Origin of the sequence: Nostoc sp. ChiQUE02, from assembly GCF_034531305.2 — a bacterium.
Classification (GTDB): Bacteria; Cyanobacteriota; Cyanobacteriia; order Cyanobacteriales; family Nostocaceae; genus Nostoc.
Map to the genome: position 1 here is coordinate 192,928 of NZ_JAVRBN020000001.1, position 21,879 is coordinate 214,806.

Sequence of the window (21,879 nt, forward strand, 5' to 3'; positions counted from 1 at the left end):
TGACAAGCTTTAGGCGATCGCAGTTCTATCTGTAGATTTAAAAGTATTGAACCACACTCAGCAAAAAGGTTATGAACTATAAATTATTTATTACCCCGTCGCCAAATCTTGATAGTGTCGTCATCACCACCGCTAACTAGGGTTTGGCCATCAGGACTGAAAGCAATGCATCTAACATAGTTGGAATGCCCTGTAAGTGTGCTAATTTCTCTGCCACTTTGTACGTGCCACAGTTTGATAGTGTTGTCCCAACTGCCACTGGCGAGAAATTCTCCATCCTGGCTAAAGGCAACTGACCAAACTGAATCACAATGACCAATGAGAGTACGAATTTCTCTGCCTGTATTTACGTGCCACAGTTTAACCGTGTTATCACCACTGCCACTGGCAATAATTTCCCCATCCTTGCTGAAGGCGGTACAGTTGACGAAGAAGGAATGACCTGTAAGTGTGCAAATGTTTCTGCCTGTGTATACTTGCCACAGTTTGATGGTGTAATCATTACTGCCACTAGCCACCAGCTGTCTATCCTGGCTATTTGTTGCAGGCGTTCTCGGAGAGTAGGCAACTGACGAAACTGAGTCGGAGTGACCTCTGAGAGTTTGGATTTCTATGCCAGTGTGTACCTGCCACAGTTTGATTGTGCAGTCAGCACTGCCGCTAGCCAGAAACTTGCCATCTGGACTAAAGGCAACGGAATTCACCCAGTTAGTATGACCAATGAGGGTACAAATTTCTTTACCTGTGTTGACATCCCACAATTTAATCGTGTTATCCCAACTACCGCTAGCTAACATTCCTCGGTTCAGGTCTCCAACTCCCGCAGATTTGCCGGACTCCCCTTGATAAGAAAGATTTGGAGAGATTGGGCTAAAGGCGACGGAATGAACCATGCTGGAATGACTAGAAAACCAACGACCCAGTTGACGCACTAGCTTGCCAGTACCCACTTGCCAAAGTTTGATGGTCATGTCATTACTGCCACTAGCAATAAATTGCCCATCTGGGCTAATGGCGATCGCATGAACCATACTAGAATGACCTTTGAGGGTCTGTATGCATTGCCAGTTCTGCTGATCTAATACAACAGGTGGAGGTAGTTTAAGCCTAGGCGTTAGCACTAATGTAGACGATGTTTTTGCTACATTAATTTCATTAGCAGGGCCCAATAAATCCAACCATTCCTGCACAGATTGGGGACGGTAGGTTGACTCCAAATCCATGCCGCACATAATAGCCTGATTTACCCTGTTGCTAATATTGGGATTAAAATATTGTGGTGGTTCTAAATTAATATTGTGACGTCTATCATCTGCACTTGTTGGTACAACTGCGGTAAGCAAATTATACAAAGTAGCGGCTAGGGCGTAGATGTCAATGTATTCTCCTCGTGGGGCTTCTGATTCATACTGCTCTGGTGGGGCAAAACCAGGAGTACGATATACAGTATGCCTTTGGATCATATTAGGAATAAATTCTCTAGCGATGCCAAAATCTATCAGCACTGCTTCTGATTTATCCATGCGGATCATAATGTTGCGTGGTTTAAGATCCCGATGCAGCAGTCCTTTAGAATGGATTAGGGTCAAAGCGTCGCCAATTTGCCGGATGTAAAGCAGCGCTTCTGCTTCTGATAGTACCCCTATCCGCCTCAAGCGCTGTCCTAAGTCTTCACCTTCGATGTACTCCATGACCATGCAGGGTAAATTTCCCTCATCAAAGATGGTTTCTATCTGTACTATGTGAGGATGGTGACACACAGCCAGCCTAACTGCTTCATCACGAAAATCTTGCCGTAACTTGTTTCGGTGGAGTATCCAGGCGGGGTGATTCAGGATTTCTTCTTTGAGGGTTTTAATCACTCGCTGTTGATTCCGTTGATTTCTGGCAAGATAAGTAATGCCAATTCCGCCTTCACCTAGTTGGCTTTCGATTATGTAGCGTCCCCCGAATAAAGACTTTCCTGCATTCCACACCATTAGTAATATTTAACAATTGCTGGTATTTATTTTGGCACGGTATCAGAACAGCCAACACGAATTTTTGGGAATTCTATTTGAATTGCTGTTGTGGCTTTTTGTAACTTAGTTACTTAGAGAGCATTTTCATTAACCTCAATAATTACTAATAGTATAAAGTTGGATATACCCTAATAGTTTTAGCTAAACTATACCTTTACACCAAAATGTTTAATTGATTGATCGTGCTAGAGTAAACGATGACTTTAACCATATTTGTTCATAATAATTTGACTTGTAGGTAATCTAAAATTATGCTAAAGAATCTGAATTTGAAACAAAAGTTTACAATTCTGCTACTGGTTATTCTGACATTCGGTCTCAGCTTGAGTGGATTTGCTCTTTCTTCTCTGCTCAGGGAGAATGCTAAACAAGATATTAGTTCAACAGCTCTCATGCTCATGCAAACCATGAGTTCTGTTCGGAAATACACCAGTACCCAAGTAAATCCAGAGTTAGTGGATAAATTGGCTACTGAGTTTTTGCCGCAAAGTGTGCCTGCATACTCAGCACGGGAAGTCTTTGAAATTTTACGGAAAACACCAGACTACCGTGATTTCTTTTATAAAGAAGCAACTCTCAATCCCACAAATCTTCGGGATAAAGCTGACGGTTTTGAGACGGAAATCGTAGAAAGGTTCAGAAATAAATCAGACCTTAAAGAAGTGAGTGGATTTCGCTCAATTCCAGGTGGGAATATCTTTTATATTGCTCGTCCCCTGCCAATTTCGGAAGGAAGCTGTCTGAAGTGTCATAGTATACCTGAAGTTGCACCTCAAAGTATGATTACTCTTTATGGTACAGCTAATGGATTTGGGTGGAAGCTTAATGAAATTGTCGGCGCTCAAATTATATCAGTACCTGCCAATAGTGTCATCAACAAAGCAAATCAATCTTCCTTACTAATTATCATAATTGTATCAACTATATTTATAGCGACTATACTGTTAGTCAATTTGTTTTTGAATCGACAAGTTGTTATGCCTCTCAAACGCATGACTCGCATAGCCGAAGAAGTTAGTACCGGACACATGGAAGTTGAATTTGAGCAGATGTCTAATGATGAAATCGGTAATTTAGCTAAAGCCTTTAGACGGATGCAGTTAAGTTTAGAAATGGCAATGAAAAGAATCAAACGTACTCAGGGAAGCACAGGGGACTAAACAATTCAATGTCTAAATATCTATGAGAATAAGTTTTTTTTGAATTCAAAAGCTGCTTGAAAGTTAGGAATTTCCCTAGCGAGGAGTTCAATAAATTGGTCAGGTGAAATGTAAGGATTTTCAGTTAATATTTCTTCTATAATCAGATTTGCCATTGGGCCGATATGGTAGGCTAATCCTTGCTGGCAACTTTTGATAAATGCTGGTTGCAGAGAAAGTTGTTGTGGTTGTTGTTCAATTCGCCCCATTTGTGGACTAGTAGGTGAACTAAGTGAACTATAAATTGTTTCTCCAGTTTGGTTATATGACTGTGATATTGCCGACATAGCCTGAAATTCAGGATTAAATACGGTGGCAGGCAAATCATCAACCATGATTGCAGGAGACATCCCCACTTCTGGTTCTCCAATACGCTCTAAATCTCTCAGAACTTCCCTGGCTGTTTGGTATCGCTTATTAGGCCTATCTGCCAACATGCAATCAAGTACTTGAGCGAACTCATCAGTAACATAGGTATAATAACGCCAGTTCCACTCAAGGGAGTACTGATCCATTAGTAAAGATGGATCTCTACCTGTGAGTAGTACAATAGCTGTTACACCCAAAGCATAAAGGTCACTAGAAGGAGAACATAAACCCAAGCTAATCTGTTCTCGGGGAGCATATCCCACTTTGCCTACAAGGGACATTTTGCCAACAAAAGTTACCTGGTGGTTAGAACTTCTCCCCTCGTTCACGTCAGCAATTTGCTTGCCGACACCGAAATCAATCAGCACTGGCAGATCGTTGCCATCAGGTAACATGATGTTGTCAGGAGAAATGTCTCGATGGATAATGTTGTGCTGGTGGACGTATTCCAAAACAGGTAGCAGATTCTTTAGCCACTGTATAACTTCGTCTTCAGAAAAATTTCTTCCTTGACGTTGAAGTTCTCCTAGTAATCTAGAATATGTTTTACCGTCAACATACTCTTGTACTAGAAATAGCCGACCATCTCCTTCAAAGCAAGCCAAAAACTTGGGAATTTGAGGATGTTGCAATTGATGAAGAATTTTCGCCTCTCTTTTAAATAAGTTGCGATATTGCTCCAGTCCACTCTCCCCTGTGCCAATGGGTGCAAATTCTTTGAGAACACAAGGTTCATCAAACCTACGAGTGTCAAAGGCCAAGTAAGTTCGTCCCAATCCTCCCTGTCCTAGAAGTTTTTGGATAATATAGCGGTTATCGATTAGAGTTCCAGCAGCTATTTCTGGCCTTGTCATATGGGTCTGTGACATCTCATCGCACTCCTTGCGATTTTATTTTTGATAGATTATTTAGTTTGCTGAAAGTCAGAAACTCTAGCAGATAAAGGCTGATAACATCCTTCAAATTGAGGTTAGCACCACTAACGAGACAAGGAAATACACTTTTCTACAATCTTTGGATGGTCTTGTGTGACCAAATAGACAATTTTTACCTGGGTAGTTTGATCATACTACTCATACTTAAGTATTTTAGCAGCCGCAACATAACCAGTGTCTGCGGTAATGTCTGCAAATGTTCAGGGTATCGCTTTTTGGATTTGCTGCTGAACCTTATCTTACCCTTAGTAACCCAATTGGCACTGAGTTGAGGAAGAGTAAGGACATAGCGTGACATCATGATTTTTCAAAAAAACTGAGGTTGCTATAGACTTCCTGAAGAAAATATTATATGTATTTCAAGTGCTGAATATGCGATCGCTCTCAAAAATTAATCTTTCTGGGAGCGAATATCGTTATCAAATAACTGCTTCGGCATCGGCTATCAAAGTTTTCAGTACAGGTGATTCCCCAAAAGCAGAAAATTATGCTGCGTATCAGAAAAGACTCCTGAAGCTACAATAATTCATCTAGCTCATCAGGATTCACACCTAACTGACGCAAACGTTCTGCTAATTGTTCTGCTTTTCGTTTGGCTTGAGAAGCTTCTTGTTTAGCTTCCGTAGCTTCTTGTTCCGCAATGATAGCTCATTCAGTTGCAGCAGCAGCTTCCTCTGTGGGTGCGGGAATTAATTCTCCCGCCAAAGTGAACCACCTTATCGCTCTTCCATCACTCTAAGCAGAGGAAAATAAGAAATCCTCAAAATATATTGCATATTGTATCTGGGCGAGATGGTGAAAAATGCTTAGATTTCAACCTGAACCAAATATGATTTTCTGTTTCAATCTGGTAAAATCACTCTCTAGATCGCTCTTGGCTCGTCTTGGTAATTGTCAATTGTGAGGACTAATTAAGTTGCTCGACAGATGCAATTTACACTGTTCAAAAAACTGAACAGCAAGCGCCTTACTTGCGGTTTGTTTACTACCCAAACCCCTAATCACAGGCGTAGTGAAGGCACAAGCCGTTCGTACTGAGTAACTGAACTTCCCAAACACTCCAAGATAAAGCTCAAAACCCATGACGAGAAAAATTTTAACTGGACTGAGTTCAGCAGCCTACGAACACCCTTTTGATCGCAAAGCTTTAGCTTCTTTGCAAAATATGCCCGGTGTCTCTCTGCTACTCAAAAAAATTAACGAATACGGTATTGATCGCCTACTCAGACTGCAAAGTCTTGGTAGTGAAATCAGAATTTCACCCCGTAATTTTCCCGAATTACATCAAGCATTTGTAGAAACCTGCCAAATTCTTGATGTTGCTCCACTTCCTGAATTGTATCTGTTTCGAGGCACAGGTCATATTGAAACCTACATTGTTGGGGTGGAAAAACCCCTTGTCGGTATCAATTTAGATGCAATGGAGTGGCTTGGCTTGGATGAGTTGCTTTACGTTTTTGGACACGAAGTCGCTCGCATCAAGAGTCAGCACATGGTGTATCACCAAATGGCAATTGTTATGCCAACTTTGAAAAATTTGTTGAGCAGTACCACACTGGGGGTAGGTGGCTTGGTAGCTGGTGGAATGGAACTGGGTTTGTATAATTGGCGGATGATGGCTAGGTTCACTGCCGATCGGGCTGCAATGCTTGCTTGTCAGGATATTGACGTAGCAACTACTACACTGATGAAACTCGCGGGTTTACCAGACGAGTACCTCACCACTCCTGTAATCGAAGATTTCCTTGTTCAAGCCCGTGAGTTTGCATCCAATAACTTTGACACTGTTGATAAGGTCACCAAAATATTAAGCTATACAGAACCCGGGCTTTCCTGGGTAGTTATGCGGGCTGGCGAGTTATTAAAATGGGTTGATTCAGGAGAATACGATAATTTAATTCAACAGACAAATTTAAAGACACCGGAAGAAGCAGAAGAAAAAGAAGGAAAGACAGCAGAAGAAAAAGAAGGGTGGAATTTTTTGACTTCTTGGTGATTGAATTTTAGATTTAGAATTGCCCGATTTTAGATTAAATTTTTCAATATAAAATGCGCCTGTGACGCTCAATGACTTGCTAATACAGTGCTATGCCAATTCAAAGTACTTTCATTGAGCGTGGGCTTATATCATTTCGACTTAAAGGCTTATCGTTTAAGCTGATGCAAAGACATGGGGAAGCAAGAAGATTTTAATGATAAGTGATTAGCCGGACTTGATATTAATCTAAAATTCAAGTTGCGCTGTAAGCACACCAAAACTGCGACTCAAAATCTAAAATTGGCTGACTTCTAAACTCGCAAACAACCTAAGTATTAAGAGTAACGGCTAATTTATCAGCAATTCCTGAAATCCAGTTTTCATCTTGTTTGGTGTAACTGCGAGGAGCATTCGCTCCCAAAATTAGGGCCCCTTGGTTGCCAATAGGTTGACAAATTATACCTTGAGTATTTTCTGGTAAATAATCAAATTCAAGCCTACCTGGATATACTTTTAACGCAACTAGATAAATTGGCTTTTGTTTTTCGAGTACCTGTTTTAAGATTACTCCTGGTACAACTTCAGATTTAGTACCTAGAATCCCGCGACGCAACAAAACTTTACCTTGGTAATAAACCACAAGCGATCGCGTTACTGTATTGGTCAACAATAAGTGAGATGCCCAAGCTAGTTCAGTTTTCACGGCTTCAGGTAAATCTGCTGCGAGTACAAAACCTTCTTCTCCAATTAGTTCTACAGTATCAGGCGATCGCGGCTGAACTTGCTGCCAAATTAAACCCGTCAAAATTAACACCGCACTCAAAATCACACCCAGCACATCACCACGCGATTGAGACTGGGTTAATTCTGGTGTTAATAAACGGTTAATTAACAAAAGCACAGCGCCTACCCCACCCACGATAATGGGTAGACGCCGCAAAACTCGATTAGGATCAGGTTTAGTCATTAGTCATTAGTCATTAGTCATTGGGCATTGAAAAGAGGCAGAGGGGCGAGGTGCTGTCCTTGCAGAGGGAAAAACTTCTCCCTTGCTCCCTGCTCCCTGCTCCCCTGCCCTCTTTCCCCCTGCTCCCTCATCTCCTCACTCCTCCCCTGGTTCAATAATCCGCTGGAAAAGATAACCAGTACCCCGCGCTGTCAAAATCAATTCTGGGTTGCTAGGATCATCTTCTAACTTTGCCCGCAAACGGGATATATGCACATCCACTACACGGGTATCAACATGGCGTTCTGGTGTGTAACCCCAAACTTCCTGCAAAATTTCCGAACGAGAAAAAGCTTCTCCAGAGCGACTGACTAACAACTCTAACAAGCTGAACTCCATACCCGTCAATCGAATCCGCTCATCGCCTTTGTAGACTTGTCGCTTATTCGTATCGATTTTAATATTAGCGACATGGATTACCCCAGAACTGGGAATGCCAGAAGCACTGGTTTTGTCTACCCGGCGCAACACCGAGCGAATCCGGGCTTCTAGCTCCTTGGGGGAAAATGGTTTAACTACGTAGTCATCAGCACCCAATTCTAGCCCGGTGATGCGATCGGCTACATCACCCAAGGCTGTTAGCATAATAATGGGGACATCTGATTCTTTTCGTAATTCTTGACATACACCATAGCCGTCTAGCTTTGGCATCATTACATCTAAAACTACCAGGTCAGGCTCAGTTTTGCGAAAAGTTTCCAAAGCTTCTTCTCCGTCACCAGCCGTCACTACATCGTAGCCAATCATGGAAAGGCGCGTTTCCAAAATCCGGCGAATGCTGGCTTCGTCGTCTACCACCAAGATTTTTTCTTTATGACTTTCCAAGTTTCTCAAGGCTCCTTGACTAAAAATTTACATGATTAATTTTTAATACCATAATATTAAGATATCATTCCATGAATTGATTTGGAAAAACCTCTAAATACTACTATTATTGGTTTTTAGTTTTTTTCAAGAATTAAGTAAATATTAAGATTATTTAATAAGATTTAAGAATGGCAAAGCCAAAAACCTTTTTTACTTGTAACGAATGTGGAGCAGAATCGCCCCAGTGGTTTGGGAAATGTCCAGCTTGCGGCACTTACAACTCTCTAGAAGAACAGATTTCTATTCAATCTTCAGTAGATGTACCCAGTCGGGGGGGAGTGAGTAGTTGGCAATCGACTCAAAGCAATGGCAAATCTCACGCTAAACCAGCTAAAGCGCGAGCCTCCTTAACATTTGACCAAATTACCGATCGCCAAATTGCCCGCTGGGAGTCTGGTTATGAAGAATTGGATCGGGTGCTTGGAGGTGGGGTTGTCCCTGGCTCTATGGTGCTAATTGGGGGCGATCCGGGTATCGGTAAATCAACTTTATTGCTGCAAGTATCAAACCAATTAGCACAGAAATACCGCATCCTTTACGTAACTGGCGAAGAATCGGGACAGCAGGTAAAGTTACGAGCTTCCCGTTTAGGAGTATCAAAAACCCTAAGTGTGGTTAATGAGGAGAATGTTAAAGTAGTAGTAGATCCTACACTTCCTATAGACCCTGACAGTATAGGTGCAGATTTATATGTACTGCCAGAAACAGATTTAGAAGAAATTTTACGGGAAATAGACTCTCTCAAGCCAAACGTGGCGGTGATTGATAGTATCCAAACGGTGTTTTTTCCAGCGCTGACTTCTGCACCAGGTTCGGTGGCTCAGGTACGGGAATGTACAGCAGCACTGATGAAGGTGGCGAAGCATGAAGATGTCACTATGCTGATTGTGGGACACGTTACCAAAGAAGGAGCGATCGCTGGGCCAAAAGTTTTAGAACATTTAGTAGATACGGTCTTGTATTTTGAAGGCGATCGCTTTGCCTCCCATCGGTTATTACGGACAGTAAAAAACCGCTTCGGCGCAACTCACGAAATCGGCATCTTTGAAATGGTGACAGATGGATTGCGAGAAGTCTCCAATCCCTCAGAGCTATTTTTAGGCAACCGTGACGATCCCGCACCTGGTACGGCAATTGTCGTTGCTTGCGAAGGTACTCGCCCCATCGTTGTAGAATTGCAAGCTTTAGTGAGTCCCACCAGTTACCCTTCCCCTCGGCGTGCTGGAACAGGGGTAGACTACAACCGCCTGGTGCAAATTCTCGCCGTCTTAGAAAAACGGGTGGGAATTCCCATGTCTAAATTAGATTCCTACGTTGCGTCTGCGGGTGGGTTGAATGTGGAAGAACCGGCGGTAGATTTAGGAATTGCGATCGCAATTGTTGCCAGTTTCCGCGATCGCATCGTCGATCCCGGTACAGTATTAATCGGTGAAGTTGGGTTAGGCGGACAAGTGCGATCGGTTTCCCAAATGGAACTGCGGTTGAAAGAAGCAGCTAAGTTGGGATTTAAAAGAGCGATCGTGCCAAAAGGGACAAAATTCCCCGACTTAAATATTGAAATATTACCCGTCTCTAAAGTAATAGATGCGATTATCGCCGCCATCCCGCATCAAGAATTGACAGCCGACGATTTAGAACCTGATGAAGATGAGTAGCTACTGGGTACTGGGAAATTGTTCCAAAATTTGGGAAGGGTCAAAGTAAATTCCATATTTTTACAAGTGAAAATCCAGTACCCAATCCCTTTTACAAACCAAAGGAAAACCCATCATGACAACCCTCACCCAAGACTACCAAATCACTTGGGAAAAACTACCCGATGATTACAAACTCCCAGATGATCCAGTGGACAACATCAATCAACCAGCTTTAGCTGCTGCACTCACGGAAAGCCTACAATTAGCCAGAAAAACTTCAGCTAACACCCTAACAACAACTAATTACGGCATTTGTGCCACTCTAAACAACAAAATAGTCATTAAAGCGCCTGATTGGGCTTTCATTGCCAAAATTAATGTTAATAGAGAAGAAGTAACACGCAGTTACACACCTGAATTACAGGGTGACATTCCCGTAATTGTGATGGAATTTATTTCCGATACACAGGAAACAGAATATTCTATCAAAGCCACATATCCCCCAGGAAAATGGTTTTTCTACGAGCGCATCTTAAAAGTGCCAAACTACATCATCTTTGAGCCAGATAGCGGCAGTATCGAAACGTATCGCTTACAAAACACAGAACAGTACATTTTGCAAGAGCCTGATGAAAATCAACGCTACTGGATAGCAGAAATGAATCTTTACCTTGGGGTGTGGCAAGGTACTCGTGAAAACCGCACAGGAAAGTGGTTACGATGGTGGGATGAACAAGGAAACCTTTTGCCTTGGGGTTCCGAGTTAGCCCAACAGGAACGCCAACGTGCCGAACAAGAACGCCAACGCGCTGAACGACTAGCAGCACAATTGCGGGCGGCAGGCATTGAGCCTGAAGTATGATGAAATGTTTTAGGAAAAATTAAAAGCCACTGATCCCCGACTTGTCAAACAAGTCGGAGATCTTATTTCTCACAAATCATTAAGTAAATCTGAATATCAGTTGTTAGACAAGATGAGGGTTTAACAACTGCGATCGCCATAGGTTTATTGCAATTGAATATACTTGCTATTGTCGGCTGCATCAGAATCGCCTAAAATCTACCTTGCCAAACGCTGATATTTATGGTGTGCCAAAATAAATACCAGTAAAACTACGGTCTTGACTAATGGCGTGGAATCCAGGGCAGCAATTGTTTGGCGATCGCTACATAATCGAGAGAAAATTGGGTGAAGGTGGAATTGGCATCACCTATCTGGCAAAAAACCGACGCGCTGAATTACGAGTCATCAAAACCCTCAGAGAACAAATCCTCAATCATCCCGCCTGGATAAGCAAGCAAGATAAATTACGCCAAGACTTTCGAGATGAAGCTTTACGACTGGCTTTGTGTCGTCATCCTCATATTGTGCAGGTAGAAAACGTCTTTGATGAGGTTAATTTGCCATGCATGGCAATGGAGTACATTGAAGGTGAAGATTTGGGTAAGCAGATAACCGAAAAAGGAGCATTGCCGGAAGCAGAAGCACTGCTATACATCAGGCAAATTGGGGACGCTTTAACTTTAGTTCACGAAAAAGGCTTGCTGTATCGGGATTTAAAGCCAAATAATATTATGATGCGTCCGGGTAAACCAGAAGCAGTCTTAATTGACTTTGGTATTGCCAGACAATTTATTCCCGGTGGAGTCCAACAGTATACTCAGAATCTCACTCCCGGTTATGCCCCACCAGAGCAGTGTCCCCGATGCTGAACGACGGGAATATATAGATGTTATTGTATGCTTTGCTGACTGGACAGTTGCCAATGCCATTATTTTAGAAGCTCTTTTCTATGCAGCTTCATATTAAATTGGTATAACGCTCTTCCATCACTCTCATGAGAGAATAATAGGGTAAAGTGTCGAATCATCCAGAAAAAAGCGTAAACCACCCCCTAGATCCAGTTGTGGCAAAATTCAGTGAACATGATTGCTGGGACTTTGGTTCAGGCTGGAAGAATCTACTCAACAATTTACGCTTAGTCATTCAACCTTTCAGATTCTTTAATCTACTAAAACCTTGGCTTAGGGTCTTTCCAGTTTCGCATTTATCGATTGGATTTCTCGCACTTATTGCATCGATGAATCGGATGCGAGGTGCTATTCCAGACACCTTATACTTTGAGGATTTCTTATTTTCCTCTGCTTAGAGTGATGGAAGAGCGCTAGTAATGACTAACTGACTTAGAAATTTAGAAATTTACAATTCTATCTATGCAAATTATTTATTGGCTATTACTTGCTGTAATGCTTGTGGGTATCATTGGTGCTGTAGTTCCTGCCATTCCTGGTAGCAGCTTAATTTTAATTGCAATTATCGTCTGGGGAATCGTTAGTAGTTCCTTTGCAGCTATCAAGATTCCACTTATTGTGACAATTATTGTTTTACTCCTCAGTCTCGGAGTGGATTTTTTAGCTAGCTATGTGGGAGCAAAACAAGCTGGAGCTAGCAAGTGGGGGCAAATTGGCGCAATTGTCGGTTTGATCGTGGGATTTTTGGGATTATTGCCAACCTTGCCTTTTGGGGGGCCACTGTTAGGAATTTTACTAGGCCCGCTTTTGGGAGCAATTATTGGTGAGTACCTTTACCGACGTGAATTCGGGTTGGCGGTTAAGGCGGGCATAGGAATTGTAGTTGGGTCTTTGGTTGGAAATTTGATTCAAGGGTTGTTAGCGATCGCAGCAGTTGTAGTTTTCGTTGTGACAACTTGGCCACAAGTATTTGGCTCTTAGTATTTGAAAGGTTTAGCACATTTAATAACAACGGTAATAACTAGCAGTTTGGTTCCTCTCATTTATTTTACGAGAGGAACTGTTTCACTAAAGATTAGTAACTGAAGCGAATAGATACACTGCATACTCTACTTATCTAAAAAATGGTTGAGCAACATGAAGTATTAAAAACTACATTTAATTTGGTTATACTTAAAGTAATTTTCTTCAATTCAGAGCTATTGCCAACAATTTGAACCTTATTAAATGAAAGATATACTAAGCCCAGATAGGTAATGAATTAAGATTTCATGAAGGATAGTAATACGTTAAAGATGTAATGAAGACCACTCAGTAAATATTGCAGGACCTAAATCTATGTGATTTCATGGAGATAAGAAATACATCACGCAAGTTTCGCTTTCACTGACAGTATTTTCTTCTATAAATTACTGAGATAAAAAGTAAAGCAATTGCTCTGATTTAAGGTTATTACTAGGAGCCTCAAACAATAATGATTGGTTTTAAATCTACATTACTAAATGTAACTTTAGCTATTACTGCTACAATCCCTTTAGCTACTGCTGGGTTGTTTAGCTTTGCTGGTTCTGCACAAGCTGCTGCACTTAGTGGTGAAATTCAGTTTACCGGTGGCTTTACTTTATCTCCCTTCGCTAGTAGCCAAATCACATTTTCTAAAGATGCGCTAAGTTTTACTCCTCAGCCAATCACTCCAATTGGAATTGGTTCTACAACAGGGAACTTTTCAGCTTTTAACTCAGGCAACATAGGTAACATCATCTCATTTTCATCAAAAGTTGCAGACAATCCATTTATTGACTTTGGTTATCTTGCTATTCCTGGTATCATTTCCCCTGGAGGAGATACTAGTTCTATAACGGATGGATTGAATACTTTTACCTTGACTTCTTCTAGTTACAAACTAAATCAAAGCGGTCTTAACGTTGGTATAGATGTTGCACTTTTCGGGTACTTTACCAGTGCAACTGGGGAAAAATCCAACGGAGGAGGAAACTTAACTTTCCAAGTCAACAATAAGAGTGTTGCTAGCGTAAATTCAATTCTCTCTAGTGGTAGTTCAATTAGTAATTTAAGTTTTTCTGGTGGTACATTTACTACTTCAGTTCCCGAACCAGCTGCATTACTAGGCTTGGGTGCAGTCGGTGGAGTAATGGCTATGTCTCGCCGTCGCAAAAGTTTCGTTCAATAGACCCATCCTAAATATAAAAAAGTTACTTTTAGTTGCTAAAAGTAACTTTAATTTATCTATTCGATCTGGCTGGAATGCAAAATTTACCAACTAGGTCGAAATTTTTTCTGCTGTCACACAAATCTATATAAAACGTGAATTTTCTTAACCGGAGATATACTTAAGCTGATTGCAAAGAATTTTTGGCTTCAGTTGCGATCGCTTCTACTTCATCATCAGCCAGAGTTTCTAATATAGATTTGGCTTCTGCATTACCCAAACGAGCCAAGGCTTGTACAAGTCTGTAACGAATTTGCCAATCTGGATTAGTAGCATAGGGAGCTAATAGGGGAACTGCTTGTATATCTCCCAAGTCACCCAAAGAACTAATAGCAGCAGTTTGGACTAATTCATTTTCTGATGAGAGTGCCTCTTTGAGTAGTTCAAAGGCTCGTGGATCGCCTAACTCTCCTAATGTAGCAATAATACTGAATTGGATTAGCCATTCACCGGTTGTATGATAAAGCTGCTGTAAATCTTCAAAAGCTTCACGTAACTTCAGAGCACCTAAGCAGTCTGCTGCTGCTGCTTGTACATCTACTTCGGAGTCATGAAGCAAGCGATCGCGTAAGATATCCAAGGATAACTGTAAATCTTGCGTTCCGAGTGTATCCATTTGACTCACCGCTGAGTAACGGACACGGGAATTGCGATCGCTAATAGCACTTTGAATTAATTCAAAGCCGATCGCAGGTTCCAGTTGACGGATTTGATTTACTGCACGTAAGCGATCGCCTAAATCCTCAGAACTGAGCAATTGCTTAACAGACTCCGGAGTAATACTCATTTAGTTATCCTTGATTTTCAAAAGTGTAAAAAAAGAGTCAAAAGTCAACACAACAGCCAAGTGTCATAAAACTCTTGACTAATGACCAATGACTAATGACCAATGACTAATCTTGACTTGCTGCCATTGCTCGAATAATATCACCACGAGTGAGGATACCAATTACTTGACCCGCGCCTTCAAGTACTGGCAAGCGGTGAACGCTGCGATCGTGCATGATTGTGGCTGCTTCCCTTAAAGTTTTATCAGGAGAAATAGCGATCGGGTTTTTACTCATCACCTCCCCAACGGTTTGCCCTAGTGCTTTGTGCAAGTCACGTTCATACGTAGCAGGATTTTTTAAATAGATAACGCTATCAAGAAACATAATGTACGCAGGTGGAGTAACACCAGTTTCTTGCCACATCAAATCGGTTTCTGAGATAATGCCCACCAATTTACCAACATCATCCACAACAGGTAATCCGCTGATGTGGCGTTCTGCGAGAATTTGGATAGCTTCCTTCAGTGGAGTTTCTGTCCGAACAACAATTGGATCGCGGCTCATCACATCGGCAACGGTTTTAGGCATTTATTTACTGACACCTTTAATCAAAGTCCCTGCGATCATTGTAGAAAATTGCGGGACTCAACCTGATGCAATTAATAGATTGTTACGGGATTGGGCATTGGGCAGAAGGAAGGGTGCACAGAAGAGGAATTTTCCCCCTGCTTCTTTCCTACTCCCCAATCTCTTTTAAAGCAGCAATAATTTGAGTATTTGCTTTAGGAAAAGGAAACTGCTCCAGTTCTTCCAAATTTACCCAGAGAATCTCATCGGATTCCAAAGGTTGGGGAATACCTGTAACATGGCGGCAGTGATGTACTGTGAGGGTAACGCGCAAATCTGTGTAGCTGTGGTCAATAGTAATCAGATGCTCTCCCACTTCAATTACTATTCCCAGCTCTTCGGAAATTTCCCGTTGAATACACTCTTGGATAGTTTCACCAGGCTCAATTTTACCACCAGGAAATTCCCACAAACCACCCATCATTCCTTCTGGACGACGGCGATCGATTAAAATTTGCTTTTGGTCATTCCAAATTACTGCAACACCAATGATTTTATGGGGTGGGAAAGAACTGGTTTCACTCATAGTTGATTGGGAAAATCGGGAGTAGGAGAAGAATTTCTGATTTTTGACTCTTGACTAATAACAAAACTCGGCAGACTGGTTTTAACTCTGCCGAGTTTAAATTTATTGCGAAGGTTGTCTACCGCTATTAGTTTATCCACAAATGTGTACTAATCATTTACCAATACGCCTCTAGTGGAACTAGTCACCAAATCACAGGAGTTTACAAATAACCGAATCTAAAAACTTCGCGTTACTCTACGCCAACCTCCGCGTTCCTAACCTGCGGTAAGGTGATATGCGTTGAAATTTCAACCTAATGCATCACTATTTTGGATATTTTAAAAAACTTAGCTGATGTATAGTTGCGAATTAGAGGCAAAGATTTCGCAGAGGGTTATTTCAAATTTGTATTAGCGTGACTGTGACTAGCTACAAACCCAACAATATTGAATTTGCCAAATTTTATTATATTTCTAGTCAACTTCGCTGTTGTTGGTTTCAGTCCCTTGTAGGGCGATTTCAAAATCCATTCTCTGTTCAGCGTTACGCAAGAAATAACCACTAATCATAGCAGAAGCCAAAAGCCGACCGAGACTTTCCCGACTGGTGGTAACAGTAACACCAAAGTGTTCTGAAGGTAGATTACCCAATAATCCTGTAATATTTCGTTCCATCACCTGAAAAACTTCGGCAGAGGTGGGTTTGGATAGCTGGGTAACTGTCTCTGGACTCAAGGATTTAACGTACTGCCATAGTAAATCGCTAGTTTCTGATTCGCTATTGAAAAATTCTGAGACACGATTGGATGGGTTACTCATTTTTTAGCTCCTTAACTACCACTACTGGCTGCGGTGCTTGTGATTTGAATACTAAATGCTTGTTTTGGATTTGACTTAGCTAGCTATTTAGTCTTCCTGTCAACTAATGTAACAGCCTAGCGTAAGAGTGGAAGTAGGTGTAACCGTACCAAAGTCAGCGTATTTTCTCACCTTAATAAATAGAGTGAGGAGTAAGGAGTTAATTAAAAACTCATCACTCCTAACTTTTGCCTAACTTGCCAAATATTCATCCATGTTGGCTTTAGACTTGCGAAGTTTAGTTAAGGCTTCCCGCTCAATTTGCCGGACTCGTTCCCGGCTGATGTTCAGTATTTCACCAATTCTAGCCAGCGTCAGGGCTTGCCCATCAGTTAACCCAAAGCGCAGTGTAATCACTTCCCTTTGTTGTGGCGTGAGATCGCCCATCAGGCGATCTAAGTCATAAGAAAGGGAAGATTGCATGACAAATTCTTCTGGAGATGCTCCTGGATCTTCCAACATTTCACCGAGTTCGGTGTCGTAATTATCACCCAGCCGCAAATCCAAGGAAAGGGGCAAACGCGCTTTTTCTAGATACTCTCGTACTTGTTTGGGGGTCAATTCTAATTCTTGAGCTAGCTCACCAGCCGTGGGAGCGCGTCCCAACTTTTGAGACAACTGACGCTGCGCCTTTTTAATCTTATTTAATTTTTCCGTTATATGGATAGGCAGCCGAATTGTGCGGGCTTTTTCGGCTATAGCACGAGTTATCGCTTGCCGAATCCACCAATAGGCATAAGTAGAAAATCTGTACCCTTTAGTGGGGTCAAACTTTTCCACGCCCCGTTGCATACCAATACTACCTTCTTGGATCAAATCCAGTAAATCGACATTGCGCTTTATGTACTTTTTAGCAACGGACACTACCAGCCGCAAATTGGCTTCTACCATCTTGCGCTTGGCAATTTCACCATCAGCGATCGCTTCGTTCAACTCTGGTGGTTCTAGCTTTGTCGCTTTGGCCCACTCTTCTAGAGTTGGTTGACGACCTAACTGGGTGGCAAGACTTTCCCTTGATTCGTGCAAAGCGCAGGAACGTTGCACCTGTTTACCATAGAAAATCTCTTCCTCGTGGGTTAAGAGTGGCACACGGCCAATCTCACGCAGGTAAGTCCGCACGAGGTCTGTGGCTGTCTGAGCGGTCTTCATGGCGCTACTCTTTGGTAATGATGGGTTTGGCGGTAGGGTCATTAAGGGATAGATGCTTTATTAGGGTACTACCCAGTCAGACTGGGAACCCATACTATGGTTTGCAACTTTACGCGCCCGAGAAACTCGGCTGCTCATAATAATCAAATTTAGGCTTCTTAACTGCTAAAACTACAGTTATTTCCTACTTTTCACAAGTATCTACAGTTAGATAAAAGGTTGCTTTTTAAACATTTTTTATTGAATCCTTATTAATAATTGTAACATTTATGAGAATGTTTTGGCTATATAGCGACATTAAATTCCCTGGTTGTTCCAGTTCATGCAATGTCGCCCATTTTTTCAAGGCTGACTAGAAGTCAATCTAATAAATTATCTGGTTCAAATAATTTTCCTCATATTTGTTAAAGTATCTCAATGAGAACTATATTCATTCTCTTATAATAATTACTTAATTTTCTTGGGCATTGGGCATTGGCAAGAGGCAGAGGGGCAGGGTGTAAGGGGGAGAATGAGTAATTAATTTACCTTTTTCCTCCCTCTGCTTTCTGCTCCCTGCTCCCTTGATTCTTCATTTCCTCCTGCCTCCCCTGCCCTGTTTCCCTTTTCCCCCACTCCCTACTCCCTACTCCTTCGCAATCGGGCAGTACTCTTGAATGGTTTTTACATCCAAAGTCGTATTTTGTAAGGAACGGATGGCGGCGACGGTAGCTTTTGCACCAGCGATAGTGGTGATAATGGGAATTTTGTAACCTAAGGCTGTGCGGCGGATTAACCTAGCATCAGTCTGGGCTTCTTCCCCTGAGGGTGTGTTGATAATAAGTTGGATTTTTTTGTTTTTGATTGCATCTAGGACATGGGGACGACCTTCATGGAGTTTCAGCACCAACTCAATATCCAACCCCTGTTCGAGAAGAACTCGACGTGTACCAAGTGTAGCCATCACTGTAAAGCCCAAATCGATAAATTCCTTCACCACAACACCGGCAGCAGCTTTATCGCGATCGCTCATTGATACAAATACAGTTCCAGTCAGTGGCAAACGCTCCCCAGCACCCAATTCTGCTTTGGCAAAGGCCCGGCCAAAGTCGCTGTCAATCCCCATCACCTCACCAGTGGATCTCATTTCTGGGCCCAATATTGTATCAGTTCCTGGGAATTTATTAAAGGGTAATACAGCTTCTTTTACTGCAATATGTGTAGGAATGACTTCCTCGGTAAAATGTAGCTCCTCTAGAGTTTTACCCGACATAATTAAGGATGCTAATTTCGCCAACTGTATGCCTGTCGCTTTGGAAACAAATGGTACTGTGCGAGAGGCACGGGGGTTGGCTTCCAGAATATAAACTTGGGGAGAATAACTACTTGCGCCGACAACGGCAAATTGGATATTCATTAATCCCACGACTGACAGCGCTTGTGCTAGCTGCACTGTCCAAGTGCGAATTTGATTGAGAACTGCTGGTGATAGGGAAATGGAAGGTAAAGAGCAAGCAGAATCTCCAGAGTGAATCCCCGCTTGTTCAATGTGTTCCATGATACCACCAATCACCACCCGTCCAGTATGATCGGCGATCGCATCTACATCCACTTCGATGGCATTTTCCAAAAACTTATCAATCAAAATCGGATGTTCTGGTTCCACAAGTACCGCAAAGGTCATGTAGCGTTCCAACTCAGCATCAGAATAAACGATTTCCATTGCCCTTCCCCCCAACACATAGCTGGGACGCACCACCACTGGATAGCCAATGCGTTTGGCAACAATCAGCGCATCTTCGTAACTCCGAGCGATACCATTAGGCGGTTGGGAGATATTCAACTGCTGGAGAATCTTTTCAAACCGCTCCCGGTTTTCTGCCATGTCGATGGAATCTGGGGATGTACCCCAAATTTTAGTCAGCAGTCCTGATGTGTCATTGTTAAGAAACTCTTGTAAAGGAATAGCCAACTTTAGCGGTGTTTGTCCGCCAAACTGGACAATTACCCCGACTGGATTTTCAGTTTCGATGATGTTAAGGACATCTTCTTTTGTTAAAGGCTCAAAGTAAAGGCGATCGCTAGTATCGTAGTCTGTCGAAACTGTCTCTGGGTTAGAGTTGACCATAATCGTCTCATACCCCGCTTTCTTCAAGGCATAGGCGGCGTGACAACAACAATAATCAAACTCAATTCCCTGCCCAATCCGGTTGGGGCCACCACCCAAAATCAACACTTTTGGCTTGGTTGCTGGCAAAACCTCTGTTTCTTCTTCGTAGCTAGAATAGTAGTAGGGAGTAAATGCTTCAAACTCAGCGGCGCACGTATCCACTGTTTTGTAAACTGGGATAATCCCAAGTGACTTGCGGTAGGCGCGAACTTCATCTTCGGTAGTTTTGGTGGCATAGGCAATCTGGCGATCGCTATATCCGTCTCGCTTCACTTCATAAAGTTGCTCTTTTGTCAATTGCTGCAAAGGTGTCCGCTTGAGGAATTTCTCGACATCTAGCAGTTGCTGAAATTTATCTAGGAACCACGGGTCAATACCAGTTAGTTCGTAGATTTCCTCAGCACTAATCCCTAGTTGTAAAGCATGGCGCACAGAGAAGATGCGATCGGGGTTAGGTGTCCGCAGTTGGGCGCGAATTTGTTCACCACTGGGTAATTTTTCGGCTTTGTCGCAACCCCAACCAGCGCGTCCGGTTTCGAGCGATCGCAACGCCTTTTGGAAGGATTCGTTAAACGTTCGGCCAATTGCCATTGCTTCCCCGACTGATTTCATTTGGGTTGTCAGCACTGGGTCAGAGCCAGGGAACTTTTCAAAGGCGAAGCGGGGGATTTTTGTCACCACATAGTCAATTGTCGGCTCAAAGGACGCAGGAGTTTTCTTGGTGATGTCATTTTTAATTTCATCCAAGGTGTAGCCCACAGCCAATTTTGCTGCCATTTTGGCGATCGGAAAACCAGTGGCTTTGGAAGATAAAGCTGAACTGCGGGAAACGCGGGGGTTCATTTCAATTACAACCACATCGCCATTAAGCGGATTGATGGCAAATTGAATATTAGAACCGCCAGTTTCCACTCCGATCTCGCGGATGATTTTAATTGCCATATCCCGCAGCCTTTGATATTCTTTATCAGTGAGGGTTTGCGCGGGAGCGACAGTAATCGAGTCTCCGGTGTGGATGCCCATAGGGTCAAGGTTTTCGATGGAGCAGATAATCACCACGTTATCTGCCAGATCGCGCATCACTTCAAGTTCATATTCTTTCCAGCCGAGTAAAGACTGGTCAATGAGAATTTGCGAAACGGGGCTGGCATCTATACCTACCTGTGCCATTTCTTCAAATTCTTCTTGGTTGTAAGCAATACCGCCGCCACTCCCACCCATTGTGAAAGCTGGACGAATAATTAGGGGATAAGTACCAATTTGGCGGGCGACAGCTTTGGCTTCTTCCAAAGATTCGGCTGTGCCGCTGGGACACACAGCTACCCCAATCCTTGCCATTGCCTCACCAAAAAGTTTTCTATCTTCGGCTTTCTCAATGGCTGGTAGTTTAGCGCCGATTAACTCAACGTCGTACTTTTCCAACACCCCATTTTTCGCTAAAGCAACAGCGATGTTGAGGGCGGTTTGTCCTCCCATCGTTGGTAGTAGAGCATCTGGGCGTTCTTTTTCGATGACTTTTTCGACCAATTCCGGTGTCAGTGGCTCAATGTAAGTGCGATCGGCCGTTTCCGGGTCGGTCATAATCGTTGCAGGGTTGGAGTTGACTAAAACCACTTCATAGCCTTCTTCTCGGAGTGCTTTGCAGGCTTGAGTGCCAGAGTAGTCAAACTCACAGGCTTGTCCAATCACAATTGGGCCAGAGCCTAACAGTAGAATCTTCCGGAGGTCGTCACGGCGGGGCATAGTCGTTGCCTTGGAATATGAGAATACAAATCCTGATTATTTTAAGGGTCTTTACCCCCTGTCGTGCTTTTTATTATTAAGT

At 42.6% G+C, this 21,879-nt stretch carries 17 protein-coding genes and 2 pseudogenes; 8 read left to right on the plus strand and 11 right to left on the minus strand.

Annotated features, from left to right (window positions below; all coding sequences use genetic code 11):
- Nucleotides 1-83 precede the first annotated feature (83 nt).
- Nucleotides 84-1,979, minus strand: coding sequence for a serine/threonine-protein kinase (locus RM347_RS00885; RefSeq protein ID WP_322722186.1), 1,896 nt, complete (start codon nucleotides 1,977-1,979; stop codon nucleotides 84-86).
- A 293-nt stretch (nucleotides 1,980-2,272) separates the two neighbouring features.
- Between RM347_RS00885 and RM347_RS00890 the strand changes: the two genes are divergently transcribed.
- Nucleotides 2,273-3,181 carry a c-type heme family protein gene (locus RM347_RS00890; RefSeq protein ID WP_322722188.1) on the plus strand — a complete coding sequence of 303 codons (909 nt, stop codon included), beginning with the start codon at nucleotides 2,273-2,275 and terminating at the stop codon, nucleotides 3,179-3,181.
- 20 nt (nucleotides 3,182-3,201) lie between these two features.
- Here RM347_RS00890 and RM347_RS00895 read toward each other — a convergent pair whose 3' ends face one another.
- On the minus strand, nucleotides 3,202-4,458 hold the full coding sequence (locus RM347_RS00895; protein ID WP_322722189.1) for a protein kinase domain-containing protein: 1,257 nt from the start codon (nucleotides 4,456-4,458) through the stop codon (nucleotides 3,202-3,204).
- Nucleotides 4,459-4,896: 438 nt separating this feature from the next.
- Here RM347_RS00895 and RM347_RS00900 point away from each other — a divergent pair, with 438 nt between their 5' ends.
- A complete protein-coding gene (locus RM347_RS00900; protein ID WP_322722191.1) occupies nucleotides 4,897-5,049 on the plus strand; it encodes a hypothetical protein in 153 nt (50 codons plus the stop codon).
- Here the strand turns inward: RM347_RS00900 and RM347_RS00905 are convergent.
- Nucleotides 5,041-5,244 (minus strand): annotated as a pseudogene (locus RM347_RS00905) (Uma2 family endonuclease); the annotation flags it as partial. The gene RM347_RS00900 and the pseudogene RM347_RS00905 overlap by 9 nt on opposite strands.
- 361 nt (nucleotides 5,245-5,605) lie before the next feature.
- Here RM347_RS00905 and RM347_RS00910 point away from each other — a divergent pair.
- The gene (locus tag RM347_RS00910) at nucleotides 5,606-6,520 is read left to right on the plus strand and encodes a M48 family metallopeptidase (RefSeq protein ID WP_322722192.1); all 915 of its coding nucleotides are present in this window, start codon (nucleotides 5,606-5,608) and stop codon (nucleotides 6,518-6,520) included.
- A gap of 310 nt (nucleotides 6,521-6,830) precedes the next feature.
- Here the strand turns inward: RM347_RS00910 and RM347_RS00915 are convergent, their stop codons facing one another.
- A complete protein-coding gene (locus tag RM347_RS00915) occupies nucleotides 6,831-7,469 on the minus strand; it encodes a cofactor assembly of complex C subunit B (protein WP_322722193.1) in 639 nt (212 codons plus the stop codon).
- A gap of 135 nt (nucleotides 7,470-7,604) precedes the next feature.
- Nucleotides 7,605-8,333, minus strand: coding sequence for a response regulator transcription factor RpaB (rpaB, locus tag RM347_RS00920; protein ID WP_292717362.1), 729 nt, complete (start codon nucleotides 8,331-8,333; stop codon nucleotides 7,605-7,607).
- A 170-nt stretch (nucleotides 8,334-8,503) separates the two neighbouring features.
- Between rpaB and radA the strand changes: the two genes are divergently transcribed.
- The 5 genes and pseudogenes from radA (at nucleotide 8,504) to RM347_RS00945 (ending at nucleotide 13,955) form a co-directional block, all read left to right on the plus strand.
- The gene (radA, locus tag RM347_RS00925; RefSeq protein WP_322722195.1) at nucleotides 8,504-10,030 is read left to right on the plus strand and encodes a DNA repair protein RadA; all 1,527 of its coding nucleotides are present in this window, start codon (nucleotides 8,504-8,506) and stop codon (nucleotides 10,028-10,030) included.
- Nucleotides 10,031-10,145: 115 nt separating this feature from the next.
- Nucleotides 10,146-10,874, plus strand: a complete 729-nt coding sequence (locus tag RM347_RS00930; RefSeq protein WP_322722196.1) for a Uma2 family endonuclease — start codon at nucleotides 10,146-10,148, stop codon at nucleotides 10,872-10,874.
- Nucleotides 10,875-11,140: 266 nt separating this feature from the next.
- Nucleotides 11,141-11,784: pseudogene (locus tag RM347_RS00935) on the plus strand (serine/threonine protein kinase); the annotation flags it as partial.
- A gap of 442 nt (nucleotides 11,785-12,226) precedes the next feature.
- The gene (locus RM347_RS00940; protein WP_322722197.1) at nucleotides 12,227-12,745 is read left to right on the plus strand and encodes a DUF456 domain-containing protein; all 519 of its coding nucleotides are present in this window, start codon (nucleotides 12,227-12,229) and stop codon (nucleotides 12,743-12,745) included.
- 493 nt (nucleotides 12,746-13,238) lie between these two features.
- A complete protein-coding gene (locus RM347_RS00945; protein WP_322722198.1) occupies nucleotides 13,239-13,955 on the plus strand; it encodes a PEP-CTERM sorting domain-containing protein in 717 nt (238 codons plus the stop codon).
- A 160-nt stretch (nucleotides 13,956-14,115) separates the two neighbouring features.
- Here RM347_RS00945 and nblB read toward each other — a convergent pair whose 3' ends face one another.
- The 6 genes from nblB to carB form a co-directional block, all read right to left on the minus strand.
- The gene (gene nblB / locus RM347_RS00950) at nucleotides 14,116-14,781 is read right to left on the minus strand and encodes a phycobilisome degradation protein NblB (protein WP_322722199.1); all 666 of its coding nucleotides are present in this window, start codon (nucleotides 14,779-14,781) and stop codon (nucleotides 14,116-14,118) included.
- A gap of 106 nt (nucleotides 14,782-14,887) precedes the next feature.
- Nucleotides 14,888-15,352 carry a CBS domain-containing protein gene (locus tag RM347_RS00955; RefSeq protein WP_322722201.1) on the minus strand — a complete coding sequence of 155 codons (465 nt, stop codon included), beginning with the start codon at nucleotides 15,350-15,352 and terminating at the stop codon, nucleotides 14,888-14,890.
- Nucleotides 15,353-15,500: 148 nt separating this feature from the next.
- Nucleotides 15,501-15,917 carry an 8-oxo-dGTP diphosphatase MutT gene (gene mutT, locus RM347_RS00960; RefSeq protein WP_322722202.1) on the minus strand — a complete coding sequence of 139 codons (417 nt, stop codon included), beginning with the start codon at nucleotides 15,915-15,917 and terminating at the stop codon, nucleotides 15,501-15,503.
- A gap of 455 nt (nucleotides 15,918-16,372) precedes the next feature.
- Complete coding sequence (locus tag RM347_RS00965) at nucleotides 16,373-16,717, minus strand: DUF760 domain-containing protein (protein WP_322722204.1); 345 nt, start codon at nucleotides 16,715-16,717, stop codon at nucleotides 16,373-16,375.
- A gap of 231 nt (nucleotides 16,718-16,948) precedes the next feature.
- Nucleotides 16,949-17,905 (minus strand): RNA polymerase sigma factor, RpoD/SigA family, encoded by a 957-nt coding sequence (locus tag RM347_RS00970; RefSeq protein WP_322722205.1) that lies wholly within the window; start codon nucleotides 17,903-17,905, stop codon nucleotides 16,949-16,951.
- Between the two features lie 625 nt (nucleotides 17,906-18,530).
- Nucleotides 18,531-21,797, minus strand: a complete 3,267-nt coding sequence (carB, locus tag RM347_RS00975) for a carbamoyl-phosphate synthase large subunit (protein WP_322722207.1) — start codon at nucleotides 21,795-21,797, stop codon at nucleotides 18,531-18,533.
- Nucleotides 21,798-21,879: the final 82 nt, after the last annotated feature.